Source organism: Devosia sp. 1566 (genome assembly GCF_004005995.1).
Lineage (GTDB): Bacteria > Pseudomonadota > Alphaproteobacteria > Rhizobiales > Devosiaceae > Devosia.
Genome location: NZ_CP034767.1, coordinates 41,189 through 53,128, shown reverse-complemented (window position 1 = coordinate 53,128; position 11,940 = coordinate 41,189). Strand labels below are relative to the sequence as shown.

Here is an 11,940-nt window from a genome sequence, read left to right as displayed (position 1 = left end):
AGCCTCACCAATTGGTCACCGAACCATCGGGGCGGCGCAGATGGGGCGCTTCCCAAAAACGGAAGCTTTGCGCCGCGAGCCTTCCTTGATCCACCTCGACACCAAGGCCCGGTCCGTCCGGCACCCGGTACACCACGCCTTCGAGGCGCGGCTGCTGGGTGAAGATCTCATTGCCCGCTTCCCCGCTATAAAGATCGCCCACCGCCACTCGGGTTTCGAGCCAGGAGAAATTGGGGACGGCGGCGGAGAAATGGATGGTGGCGGCGGTGCAGATCGGCCCCAAGGGGTTATGGGGCATCATGTCGACATAATGGGCCTCGCTCCAGCCGGCCACTTTCATGGCTTCGGTGAAGCCGCCAACATTACAGAGATCAAGCCGGTTGAACTGGTGGATGTCGCGCTCGATAAAGGGCAGGAACTGCCACTTGCTGGCAAATTCCTCGCCGATGGCAAAGGGTACATCGGTCAGCCGACGCAGCGCCTCATAAGCCTCGGGCGTCTCGTCGCGAATGGGTTCCTCAAGGAAGTCGAGCGTGCCGGCCGGCATGCGCTGGCAGAAGCTCGCCGCTTCCGCCACGCTCAGCCGATGGTGGTAATCCACCCCGATCACCACCTCCTCGCCCAGTGCTTCGCGCGCGGCAACCAGCGCCTGCGCCGTTCGGCCGATCGACACGCGCGGCTCGAAGATGTTGTCGGCATTGCTCCAGGCGGCGGGGAAGAACCGCACCACGTTCCAGCCTCGCTCAACCAGCGCCTGCGCGGCTTCGATCCCTTCGGGCCCTTCGACATTGGCCACGGATGGAAAGGTCGGGATCACGTCGCGCTGCTTGCCGCCCAGCAGCTCATAAACTGGCACGCCCAGAGCTTTGGCCTTGATGTCATGGAGCGCAATATCGATCGCCGATTGGGCGGCGAGCAACACGCGCCCGCCTTCGAAATACTGGCTGCGATAAAGCTCCTGCCAGATGGCGCCGATGCGCATGGGATCGCGCCCGAGCAGGAACTCGCGGAAATGCTCGATCGCGCCGATCACCGCCTTTTCGCGGCCCGACAGCCCGCTTTCGCCCCAGCCATAGATCCCCTCGTCGGTTTCGATCTTGAGGATCAGCTGGTTGCGGTGTCCGACCCAGACGGGAAAGGGCTTGATCGCGGTGATCTTCATGCCGCGCCCCCAAGCTCGGGATGAAAGGCAACCACGGTCGGCGAGCCCACATCGATGGGGACGTCGAGCGGCTCGAGCCCGCCGCTCTGCGGCTCGTAGCGGAACAGGGACACCCGGTCGCTTTCCTGATTGGCAACGGCCAGGAGCGTACCGGACGGGTCGAGCGCCAGGTCGCGCGGAATGTGTCCGCCTGCCGGCGTGGTGCCCAGCAGCGTCGGCAGTCCGGTTTGGATATCGAGAACAAAGCGAGCGACACTGTCATGGCCGCGATTGCCGACAAAGATGTGTTGCCCACTGGGGTGCACGGCGATGGCGGAGCAGGAATTGCCGGGGTGCCCGCCCGCTGGCAGGGTGGATACGGCCCCCAGCAGTTCGAGCTGCCCCGCCTCGGGGTCGAAGCGCAAGGTGGCAAGGGTGCTGTCGAGTTCGTTGACGCAATACACCAGCGGCAGGCTGGGATGGAATTGCAGGTGCCGCGGCCCGGCACCCGACGCCAACTCGGCGGCGCCATGCGCCAAAACGGCGCCGCTTTGCGCGTCGAAGCGATAGATCATCAGCCGATCAATCCCGAGATCGGCCACGAGGATAAAGCGGTTGTCCGGGCTCCAGCGCAGGCAATGAGCATGGGGCCGCCCCTGCCGGTCGGGATCCTTGGCCTGCCCGGTATGGGTGATTTCGGCACAAGGGGCGCCGAGGCTGCCATCGACGCGCACAGGGAAAATGGCAAAGGAGCGGTTGGGCTCTTCGGTGATCGGCACGCCGCCATAATTGGCAATGCCGGCCCAGCGGCCCGAGCGATCAAAGCCGGCAAAGCAGGTGTAATCGCCCCGGGTGGGCTGCTTGTTGCGATAGCGCAGGGCGCCGGTCGCCCGATCCAGTCCATAGGCGGTGAGCAAGCCTTCATGCCAGCCATCCACTTCGCTGACGGCAACCAGGCTTTGCCCATCGGGCGCCACGGCCACAAAGGTCGGGTTGTCGATGCCCTTGGTAACGGCCAGCGGCTCTGCCGCCCCGCTGGCAAGGTCCAGCCGGAAGGCCGCGATCCCCTCCCCGGCGGGGTGGGCGACATAGCCGATCCCGCGATTGACACCACCAACGAACACCAGGGCAGAAGGCATTAAACCAGGTCCTCAAACTTTTGCAGCGCAGGGGCTGGCCGGAGGAACGCCGGCCGGCAAGGGTTTCATAGCAGGTCGCAATAGTCGGCCATGCGCAGCAAACCTTGCATATAGCCAATGGCATGGGCGCGGCCGCGATGGTTCCAGTCGCTGTCGCCATCCAGTTTGGGAACATGATCGTCGAGCAGGAAGCCATCGAAGCGATGTTTGGCCAAGAGCGCAATCACTTCAGCCGGATCGTAATTGCCATCGCCGATGAAGCATTCGGTGAAATTGGGAACGGCCCCCTGCACGTCGCGGAAATGGATATAGGCGATGGTGCCGCGCGGGGCGAAGAAATCGATCATCTCGCGCACCGCCGCCTTGCCGCCCGGCATTTCCGAGCAACAGCCGAGGCACAGGTCGAGCGCCCAAGCCGGTGACTGGCCGGCAAGCTCATAGGCGCGGCGGAAGTTTTCGGGCTGGTAGAAGAGGCGCGCCACCCCGCCCAGCATCGGCACGGGTGGATCGTCGGGATGGAGCGCCAGCCGCAGCCCTTCTTCTTCGGCCACGGGCAGCACCGCTTCGATGAAATAGCGGTAATTGCTCCACATCGCTTCTTCGGTGATCACCGGCCCGTCCTTGCCAAAGAGCGGCATGGAACTGGCCCGGCCGAGCGTTGTGGGCATAAAGCCACGCAGGGTGTCGAGATCGTCGGCATGGGCCTCGACAACGCTCATGTCGAACTGGCGCGCCAGCGCCCCGCCCCGCGTTTGGGCGGTCCGGTTGGTGGTCCAGACCGAATTTGGCATGAAATGATAGCCCAGCACCGGCACCCCGGCTCGTGCGACCGCGCGGATCGTCTGCTGGTAATTCTCGATCTGCTCGTCCCGGCCCTCAAGCCCGAGCATGGCCTTGTGGTAGAAATGGGTGGGCACATTCTCGATGGCCTCGAAGACCAGCCCCGCCGCCTCAACCTCTTTCACCAGCGCGCGCACATCCGCTTCTTCCCAGCGCGTGTCGCCGGGAAGGGTGGGGTTGTTCATCTGGATCCCGGTGGCCCCGATCTGCGCGGCAAAGCGCAGGCGCTCCTGGCTGAGCTCGTGGAATTGCCCGACAGCGATTCTGATCGCCACGACGTCCCCCCCTGCACTGGCCAGCTCGTGCCTCTTGGCGGGCTGAAGCGGCCGTGATGCAAATGAGACTAGGCCAGCCGCCCGCCGCTGCCAACTAACAACCGAAGAAAGTTTTGCGACCGTGGCACTTGGCACAACAAAGATGTCAGCGCCCCGCCAAGCGGAGCATGGGAGCACTCTGCGGGGCGCCTGGGAGAAAACATCCATTCAGCTAGTTGAAACCGGGCGGGCTTGGGCGCAGTTTGCCTCACCAAATCCGGGCCTCAACAGGAACCGGCCAGCCAGGAGAAGAAGATGAAGCTCGCTAAAGTGCTTGTTGCTGTCGGTTTGATGGCGGTGGCCACGCCGGTATGGGCGCAGACGGACCTCGATGCGGTCAAGCAGGCGGGTGCGCTGCGCATCGGCACCGAAGGCACCTATGCTCCCTTCACCTTCCATGACGCGAGCGGGGAACTGGTGGGCTTTGATGTCGAGATCGGCCGGGCCATCGCCGAGCATATTGGGGTCGAGCCACAATTTGTGGAAGGGCCCTGGGACGGCCTCATCGCCGGCATCGACGCCAATCGCTATGACGTTGTCATCAACCAGGTCGGCATCAATGCTGAGCGGCAGGCCAAATACGACTTCTCCGAGCCCTATATCGCCTCCAAGGCCGTGCTGGTGGTACGCGAGGACAATACCGACATCACGAGCTTCGAGGATCTCTCCGGCAAGCGCTCGGCCCAGACGCTGACCAGCAATTTCGGCAAGCTGGCGCAGCAATATGGCGCTGAACTGGTGCCCACCGAAGGGTTCGACCAGTCGATCGCGCTCGTCACCCAGGGCCGTGCCGATGCCACCATCAATGACAGCCTTTCCTTTTACGACTTTAAAAAGCAGCAGCCCGATGCCGAAGTGAAGATCGTCGCGGAAGCCGAAGATGCCGATTTCTCTGGCGTGCTGCTGGCCAAGAACCGGCCCGAACTTCTGGCCGCCATCAATGCGGCCCTGGAGGAGATCAAGGCCGACGGCACCTATGCCGAAATTTCCCAGAAGTATTTCGGCGAAGACGTTTCCCAGTAAACTTTCTCCGATATTGTGTGAAAGGATCGGCCCGGTTCGGCCGGTCCTTTTTTGTTGACGGAAACCCCGCGATGCCGCCCTGGCTTTCCTTGATGCTGGACTCCCTGCCCTCGCTGCTTTGGGCATGCCTGCTGTTCACCATCCCGCTGACGCTGCTGTCGTTTGTCTTGGGCCTGAGCCTGGGTTTTCTTGCCGCCATCGCCCGGCTGTTCGGGCCGCGCCCGCTGGTCGCACTGGTCAAATTCTATGTGTGGATTATCCGCGGCACGCCGTTGCTGGTGCAGCTGTTCCTGATTTTTTACGGCTTGCCCAGCATCGGCATCGTGCTTGATGCGTTTCCCGCCGCCCTGATCGGCTTCACCCTCAATGTCGGCGCCTATACGTCCGAGATCATCCGGGCCGTCCTGCTGTCAGTGCCCAAGGGGCAGTGGGAAGCCGCCTATTCGATTGGCATGACCTGGCCCCAGGCCATGCGCCGCGCCATCCTGCCCCAGGCAACGCGGGTAGCCATTCCCCCACTGTCTAATACCTTTATCTCGCTGGTGAAGGACACCTCGCTGGCGGCGGCGATCACCGTGCCCGAACTATTCCGGGCCGGCCAGCGTATCGTCGCGACTAGCTACGAGCCGCTCATTCTTTATGTTGAGGTCGCCCTGATCTATCTTGTTGTCAGCTCGGTATTGTCGAGCCTGCAGGCCAGAGTGGAGCGACGCTTTTCCCGCTATGGCGGTTTCATCGAGGCTGGCGCGTGATCACGCTCGAAAACATCCACAAGAGCTTTGGCGATGCTGAGGTGCTCAAGGGCGTCAGCGTGGCCGTTCCCGAGGGGAGCGTAACAGCGCTGATCGGCCCGTCGGGCAGTGGCAAGAGCACATTGTTGCGCTGCGTCAATCTGCTGGAAATGCCGCAAGCGGGCGATGTCCGCATCGATGATGCCGTCATCCATTTTGGGCCTGGGATCAAGGTGGACCGCAAAGCCGTCCTGGCTCTTCGGCGCAAGACTGGCATGGTGTTCCAGAACTTCCAGCTGTTTCCCCATTTCACCGCGCTGGGAAATGTGATGGAGGGACTGCTGACCGTGCTGAAATGGCCCCCCGACCAAGCGCGCCAACGCGGTCTCGAACTGCTCGAAAAAGTGGGGATGGCGGCCAAGGCCGATGCCTGGCCATCGAGCCTTTCGGGCGGGCAGCAGCAACGCGTCGCCATTGCCCGTGCCCTGGCGCCGACGCCCAAGGTCTTGTTGTGCGACGAGCCCACTTCGGCGCTCGATCCGCAGCTGGCTGGCGAAGTGGTGGAAGTTCTGGCGCAACTGGCCCGCGAAGGCACGACCATGCTGATGGCCACCCATGACCTGCGCCTTGCCGCCACCATAGCCTCCAATGTGGTGTTCATCGAGGCCGGGGAAGTCGTCGAGGCAGGCCCGGCGCAACAGGTGTTCGGCAGTCCCGCCTCTGAACGGACCAAGCGCTTTGTCTCGACGCTGACGGCGCAGGCTGCGCCCATCCAGATGGTGTGACTCCCGCCGGCTCTTATGCCGGCGGATCGTTCGGCGTCAGCAGGATGGCGGCGAGCGGTGGCAAGGTGAGCCGCAGGGACGCCGGCCGGCCGTGCCAGCTGACGTCTTCAGCATTGATATGGCCGCCATTGCCGACATTGGAGCCGCCATAGACTTCTGAATCCGAGTTTAAAATCTCGCCCCAGCTTCCACCTTGCGGCACCCCCACCCGATAATCGGAGCGCACTGCCGGCGTCATGTTACAGGCGATAACCACCGGGGGCACGCCATCGCGGCCCTTACGCAGATAGATAAAGACGCTGCCCTCGGCATCGCTGGCGTCGATCCATTCAAACCCCTCGGGGTCGGCATCGAGCTGGTGGAGCGCCGGATGGTTGCGATAGGTATGATTGAGGTCCCGCACCAGCGACTGCACGCCCTTGTGCATGGGATTTTCGAGCAGATGCCAGTCGAGCGACTGGTCGTGGTTCCATTCCCGCTCCTGGCCGAACTCGCCGCCCATGAACAGGAGCTTCTTGCCCGGGTGGGTCCACATAAAGGCAAGATAGGCGCGCAGATTGGCAAATTTCTGCCAGCGGTCGCCCGGCATTTTGCCCAGGAGTGACCCCTTGCCGTAAACGACCTCGTCGTGGCTCAACGGCAGCACGAAGTTCTCGGTATAGGCGTAGTGCAGCCCGAAGGTCATCTCACCCTGGTGATGCCGGCGATAGATGGGGTCGAGCTGCATATAGTGGAGCGTATCGTGCATCCACCCCATGTTCCATTTGTAGCCAAAGCCGAGGCCACCGTCATAAATGGGGCGGCTGACCTTGGGAAAAGCGGTGGATTCCTCGGCAATGGTCTGCGAGCCCGGATTGAGCTCATAGGCGCGGGTATTGGTCTCCTTAAGAAAAGCGATGGCTTCGAGATTCTCGTTGCCGCCGAACTTGTTGGGGATCCATTCGCCCGCCTCACGGGAATAATCGAGGTAGAGCATGGAGGCCACGGCATCCACGCGCAGGCCGTCGATATGGTAGCGGTCCAGCCAAAAGAGCGCGCTGGCCTCGAGGAAATTGGCCACTTCGTTGCGGCCGAAATTATAGATCAGCGTGTTCCAGTCACGATGGAAACCCAGCCGTGGATCTTCGTGCTCGTAAAGGGCGGTCCCATCGAACCGCACCAACCCATGGGCGTCGGACGGGAAATGTGCGGGTACCCAATCCATCAAGACGCCAATGCCGGCCGCATGCAAACGGTCCACGAAGCGCGCAAAACCTTCCGGCGTGCCAAAGCGGCTCGTGGGGGCAAACAGGCCCACTGGTTGGTACCCCCAGGACCCGCCAAATGGATGCTCGGTGACAGGCATCAGCTCAACATGGGTAAAGCCCATATCGGTAAGGTAGTCAGCGAGCTGGTCGGCAATGGCGTCGTAGTCGAGCGCCTCGCCGTCCCCTCCTGTTCGCCAGGAGCCCAGATGCATCTCGTAGATCGACATCGGGGCCGATAAATCCTGCCGCCTCGCGCGGTTGCGCATCCACTCGCTGTCCTGCCAGTCATGTTCGGGCAGGCCGTGCACGACCGAAGCGGTTGCGGGTGGATGTTCCTGGTAGAAGGACAGCGGGTCGGCCTTGAGCGGCAGCCGCTCGCCATGGGCGCCAATGATCTCGTATTTGTAGACGGTGCCCTTCTCCAGACCCGGGATAAACAGTTCCCAGATTCCGACACCTATGCGCTTGCGCATGGGGTGGCGGCGCCCGTCCCAGGCGTTGAACTCGCCCACGACGCTGACGCGCGAGGCATTGGGCGCCCAAACGGCGAAGGCAACCCCGTCTATCCCTTCCAGAACTGTTGGATGGGCCCCCAGTCTTTCGTAGAGGCGGAAATGGCGCCCTTCGCCCAGCAGGTATTCGTCCATCTCACCCAGGATGGGCGGGAAGCGATAGGGGTCTTCGGCTTCCCAGGCAAATTCGCCGGCCGACATGGCGAGCCGATAAGCAAAACGTTCGTTGCGGTCCGTGACGAACCCCGAAAAGAACCCTTCAGGGTGGATGCGTTCGAGCTCGGCGACCTTCTCGCCAGTGGCGCTGTCCACCACCTCAACTTGCCCCGCCTGCGGAGCAAAGACATTGACGGCAAGGGGCTCGCCATCGCCTCCCTGCATGCCCAGCGTGGCAAAGGGATTACCATGCCGCCCCCGCACGATCGCTTCGACATCGCCAGGATAGGCTGACGGCCGCGCAGTGTCTTGGTTCATTGGATTGTCCACGGGTTCAGCCTTCACTCAGGAGGTCTTTGATGCCACTGAGGGGAATTTCCACCCAGGCGGGCCGGTTCGCCAACTCGTAGCCAACCTCGTAGATAGCCTTTTGCAGCAGGAACATTTCAGTTAAAGCCTTGGCCAGGGCTGGGTCGGGCGGAAAGCTCAAGGCACCAGCCACGCTGGTTTCGTATGCCGCGACGAAGTCAGCGCTGATGCCGCGGCGCCAATCCTCGACCCGTGTCCGCACCCCATCAGGCAGGCTGCCCGTTTCGGCTTGGTAGCGGCTGAGGGCCGTCCAGGCGGCGTAATGGAACGAGCGCAGCATGCCGGCGACATCACGCAGGGGGGATGACTTTGCCCGGCGCTCGGGCAGGCTGCGCTTGGGCTCGCCTTCAAAATCGATGATCATCACGTCGCGCCCGGTTACCAGGACCTGGCCGAGATGGTAATCGCCGTGAATGCGCGAGCGCCCACCCGAGGGTGCCATTGCTGAGCCAGCCTCGATGCGCTCGATCAGCAGTTCGCGCTTGCTGAGAATCTCCTCGGCTATCGCACGGGCCACGCCCGGGAGGCTGGGCAGGTTCTGCTCGAGACGGTCGAGAAGATCGTGAGCTTCGGCGACCGCTTCAGCGGCCCAGCCGGTAATGTCAGATCCGGCCAACTGCTCGACACGGAAAGCGGCCTCGTTTGTATCCACGGCGAAGGCCTTGTGCATTTCCGCCGTGCGCTGCCCCAGGATAGCGCCGATCCAGTTGCCGTCGTCAGCCGCGCCGTCCAACAGGCTCTCGGTCAAGGCATTGGTTACCGCCGCCCAGGCGTCACCCTGGTTGGGCACATAGGCAAACACGGCGGCGAGCGTCGTTGCCTCACCCGAAGTCGGACGATGTTGGATTTCGCCCAGGAATTCAGGCGTATTGGCAAACTGTCCGACAGCGGTCAGGAAGCGCGCCACTTCAACATCGGGCTGCTCACCCGAGCGCAACCGGCGGTAGAGCTTGAGGATGATGGTGTTACCAAACGCGATCGAAACATTGCTTTGCTCCGCGCCGAGCGGCCGTGGCTCGCCGACATCGCCGCTGGCCCGCAAAGCTTCGCTGGCGGAAAATACGACGTCCCCAGCTGCCGTGCTCATGATGTTCTGCTCACGCAAGGCTTGCAGCAATGCCTTGGCAAAGCCGCCGTCAAGCGCACCATCGATCAGCACACCGGACCTGGAGTCGCTGTTGATATTGGCGAGCACCGGGGGTGCTGCCGAGCCGGCACTGCCCCGGCCCAAATCGCTCCACACTGCGGAAAGCGGCAGCAGGTAGCGCTGCGTTTCTCCCCCCACGGCAACATCGGCGGCAACCAGGGCGTGAGCGCCGGGCTCGAGTTCCCCCAGCGGGGAAAGGCTGACGCCAGTGATCGTGCTGTCCTTGGCGCCGAACCAACGCTGGAACGGCAGGAATGCCGGCAGGGTCACGGATTCAAGCTGTGTCTTGCCCTCCCCGGCAATGGCCGAAACCAGCTGCCCATCGGGGGAAAAGAGCGTGGGAACGGGCGAAGCCATCGGCGCTGTCGGGGCGTTCATCGCGGTGCCCCCGGCGCAATCAGACGCCAGATGGCGTATGGCTTGTAGAATGGATCAAGATGGATGTGCTGGTACTTGCCGTGCCAGGTGAAGTGATGCCCCGTTACCATGTCCTCGACCTCGATCGAGGCATCGTCGGGAAGGCCGAATTCCCATAGCGGCAACTCGAAATCGGCGCCCTGCTGGTTGTGCGGGTCAAGGCACACATGGAACAGCAGGAAGTCCGAACGGTCGGCGGTGCGCTTGCCGTAACACAGGATGTTGTCGTTCCAGGCGTTATAGAAAGCCAGGCTCGTAAACTCCTGCAACGCCTTGTGCTCGCGGCGTAGCCGGTTGATGAAGGCAATGTCCCATTTGATGTTGTCGGGCTTGTCGAAGTCCCAGGCCCGGATCTCGTATTTCTCGGAGTTGAGATATTCCTCCTTGCCCGGAACCGGCTCGGATTCGCAGATTTCAAAGCCGTTATAAACGCCGTAGCTGGCGCCCAGGGTTGCCCCCAGGATCAACCGGGTCTGGAACCCGGGCCGGCCACTGCCCTGCAGATAGCGCGGATTGATGTCGTGGGTGGTGGTGAAGAAATTGGGCCGCATATAATGGCGGGATTCCTCCTGGGTCAGCTCGGTCAGATATTGCTCGAGCTCCCACTTCACATTGCGCCAAGTGAAATAGGAATAGCTCTGGCTGAAGCCGACCTTGGCCAGCCGCTTCATCACCTTGGGGCGGGTGAAAGCTTCCGAAAGGAAGATGACGCCTGGATCCTTGGCGCGGACCTCGGCGATAAGCCATTCCCAGAACGGGAAGGGCTTGGTGTGGGGATTGTCGACGCGAAAGATGCGGACGCCATGATCCACCCAAAGCAGCACGATGTCGCGCAGCTCATGCCAGAGGCTTGGAATCGCATCGCGATAGAAGTGGACGTTGACGATGTCCTCGTACTTCTTGGGCGGGTTCTCGGCATATTTGATCGAGCCGTCCGGACGCCAGTCGAACCATTCGGGATGCGCCTTGATCCAGGGGTGGTCGGGGGAACACTGGATGGCGAAATCGAGCGCGATCTCAAGATCATACTCGGCGGCAGCTGCAACCAGCCGGTCGAAATCCTCGAACGTGCCAAGCTTGGGCTCGATTGCCTCATGACCGCCATCCGCCGATCCAATGGCATAGGGGCTGCCGGGGTCCTCGACGGTCGCACTCAGGCTATTGTTCTTGCCCTTCTTGTTGGTTTGCCCGATCGGGTGGATGGGCGGGAAGTACAGCACGTCAAAGCCCAGATCGCGGATATAGGGTAGCCGCGCGATCACATCGTCAAAGGTACCGTGCCGGTCCGGACTGCCCGACTGCGAGCGCGGAAAGAGCTCATACCAGGCGCCGAACGCAGCGACCTTGCGATCAACGAAGATCTCGAGCACGCGCTCATACTGGCTGAAATTGGTTCGCGCAGCGGCGCGCTGCATCACGTCGGCCACAGCATCGGAACTCAATAGCGCCAGGCGCTCGGGATTGTTCTGCAGCGCTGTGTATGCCGCCAACACGCCGGACAGTTCCCGCCTGTCAGCATCGCTGGCCCGGTCTGAGCGCTGTGCGACATCGAGCAGGCGACGCCCCTCCTCGAGTTCCAGGCTGACATCAATGCCCGCAGCGTGCTTTTTGGCGATCTCCTTGCGCCAGCTGCCATAAAGGTCCCGCCAGCCGGCAAGGGTGAACTCGTACAACCGGTTCTCGGGAAAGGCGATCGTCGTGCGCCAGCGGTCGTTCTCGACGAACTCCATGGGCTGTTCAAACCAGGCTTCGGTTCCCGCCGGGCGATACAGCAGGGCCGCGTCGATCGTGTCATGACCATCGCTGAAAATATCAGCCTCGATCACCACCTCTTCGCCCACCACGCTCTTGGCGGGGAAACGGCCGCCATCAATCTCGGGCACGATCCCTTCGATGGCTACCCGGTTGGCAGCCAGCCGGAACAATTCCTGATCGCCGGCATCCACCTGTCGGGGAGCGCTCACCGGCTGAGCGGTTGCCACTCGAGCCTTGCTGGGCTTAGCCTTTTTATTGTCGAGCAGCATGATGTCCCCACTTCCGGCATGATTGCGGACCAAATGCTTCAATCTGTGGTTTAGTTTCGCTTTCTTGTCAGAAGTTTAGTGACGCCTACGGCAAA

General features: G+C 62.3%; 9 protein-coding genes. 3 read left to right on the top strand and 6 right to left on the bottom strand.

Translation table 11 applies throughout. From position 1 onward, the window contains the following. Positions 1-4: 4 nt before the first annotated feature. The 3 genes from ELX51_RS00205 to ELX51_RS00195 form a co-directional block, all read right to left on the bottom strand. Positions 5-1,162, bottom strand: a complete 1,158-nt coding sequence (locus tag ELX51_RS00205) for a mandelate racemase/muconate lactonizing enzyme family protein (protein ID WP_127751619.1) — start codon at positions 1,160-1,162, stop codon at positions 5-7. Continuing rightward, positions 1,159-2,280 (bottom strand): lactonase family protein, encoded by a 1,122-nt coding sequence (locus ELX51_RS00200; RefSeq protein ID WP_127751618.1) that lies wholly within the window; start codon positions 2,278-2,280, stop codon positions 1,159-1,161. Before ELX51_RS00200 ends, ELX51_RS00205 begins: the two co-directional genes overlap by 4 nt. 65 nt (positions 2,281-2,345) lie before the next feature. Then, complete coding sequence (locus tag ELX51_RS00195; protein ID WP_206524675.1) at positions 2,346-3,395, bottom strand: mannonate dehydratase; 1,050 nt, start codon at positions 3,393-3,395, stop codon at positions 2,346-2,348. 330 nt (positions 3,396-3,725) lie between these two features. Here ELX51_RS00195 and ELX51_RS00190 point away from each other — a divergent pair, with 330 nt between their 5' ends. The 3 genes from ELX51_RS00190 (at position 3,726) to ELX51_RS00180 (ending at position 5,973) form a co-directional block, all read left to right on the top strand. Beyond that, complete coding sequence (locus ELX51_RS00190; protein ID WP_248305378.1) at positions 3,726-4,457, top strand: amino acid ABC transporter substrate-binding protein; 732 nt, start codon at positions 3,726-3,728, stop codon at positions 4,455-4,457. 71 nt (positions 4,458-4,528) lie between these two features. Next, positions 4,529-5,209, top strand: a complete 681-nt coding sequence (locus tag ELX51_RS00185) for an amino acid ABC transporter permease (RefSeq protein WP_127751615.1) — start codon at positions 4,529-4,531, stop codon at positions 5,207-5,209. Next, positions 5,206-5,973: an amino acid ABC transporter ATP-binding protein gene (locus tag ELX51_RS00180; protein WP_127751614.1), complete on the top strand. Its 768-nt coding sequence runs from the start codon at positions 5,206-5,208 to the stop codon at positions 5,971-5,973. Before ELX51_RS00185 ends, ELX51_RS00180 begins: the two co-directional genes overlap by 4 nt. Before the next feature lie 13 nt (positions 5,974-5,986). Here the strand turns inward: ELX51_RS00180 and glgB are convergent, their stop codons facing one another. The 3 genes from glgB to ELX51_RS00165 are packed head-to-tail and all read right to left on the bottom strand — an operon-like array spanning position 5,987 to position 11,845. Further along, positions 5,987-8,206, bottom strand: a complete 2,220-nt coding sequence (gene glgB / locus ELX51_RS00175; protein ID WP_127751613.1) for a 1,4-alpha-glucan branching protein GlgB — start codon at positions 8,204-8,206, stop codon at positions 5,987-5,989. A 16-nt stretch (positions 8,207-8,222) separates the two neighbouring features. Further along, entirely contained in the window at positions 8,223-9,782 is a 1,560-nt protein-coding gene (locus ELX51_RS00170) for a putative maltokinase (RefSeq protein ID WP_127751612.1), read from the bottom strand. After that, positions 9,779-11,845, bottom strand: a complete 2,067-nt coding sequence (locus ELX51_RS00165) for an alpha-1,4-glucan--maltose-1-phosphate maltosyltransferase (protein ID WP_127751611.1) — start codon at positions 11,843-11,845, stop codon at positions 9,779-9,781. Before ELX51_RS00165 ends, ELX51_RS00170 begins: the two co-directional genes overlap by 4 nt. Between the last annotated feature and the right edge of the window lie 95 nt (positions 11,846-11,940).

Coding starts and splice junctions, on each gene's coding strand:
- ELX51_RS00165 (WP_127751611.1), bottom strand. CDS start 11,845: ATGCTGCTCGACAATAAAAAGGCTAAGCCCAGCAAGGCTCGAGTGGCA.
- ELX51_RS00205 (WP_127751619.1), bottom strand. CDS start 1,162: ATGAAGATCACCGCGATCAAGCCCTTTCCCGTCTGGGTCGGACACCGC.
- ELX51_RS00185 (WP_127751615.1), top strand. CDS start 4,529: ATGCCGCCCTGGCTTTCCTTGATGCTGGACTCCCTGCCCTCGCTGCTT.
- ELX51_RS00170 (WP_127751612.1), bottom strand. CDS start 9,782: ATGAACGCCCCGACAGCGCCGATGGCTTCGCCCGTTCCCACGCTCTTT.
- ELX51_RS00190 (WP_248305378.1), top strand. CDS start 3,726: ATGGCGGTGGCCACGCCGGTATGGGCGCAGACGGACCTCGATGCGGTC.
- ELX51_RS00200 (WP_127751618.1), bottom strand. CDS start 2,280: ATGCCTTCTGCCCTGGTGTTCGTTGGTGGTGTCAATCGCGGGATCGGC.
- glgB (WP_127751613.1), bottom strand. CDS start 8,206: ATGAACCAAGACACTGCGCGGCCGTCAGCCTATCCTGGCGATGTCGAA.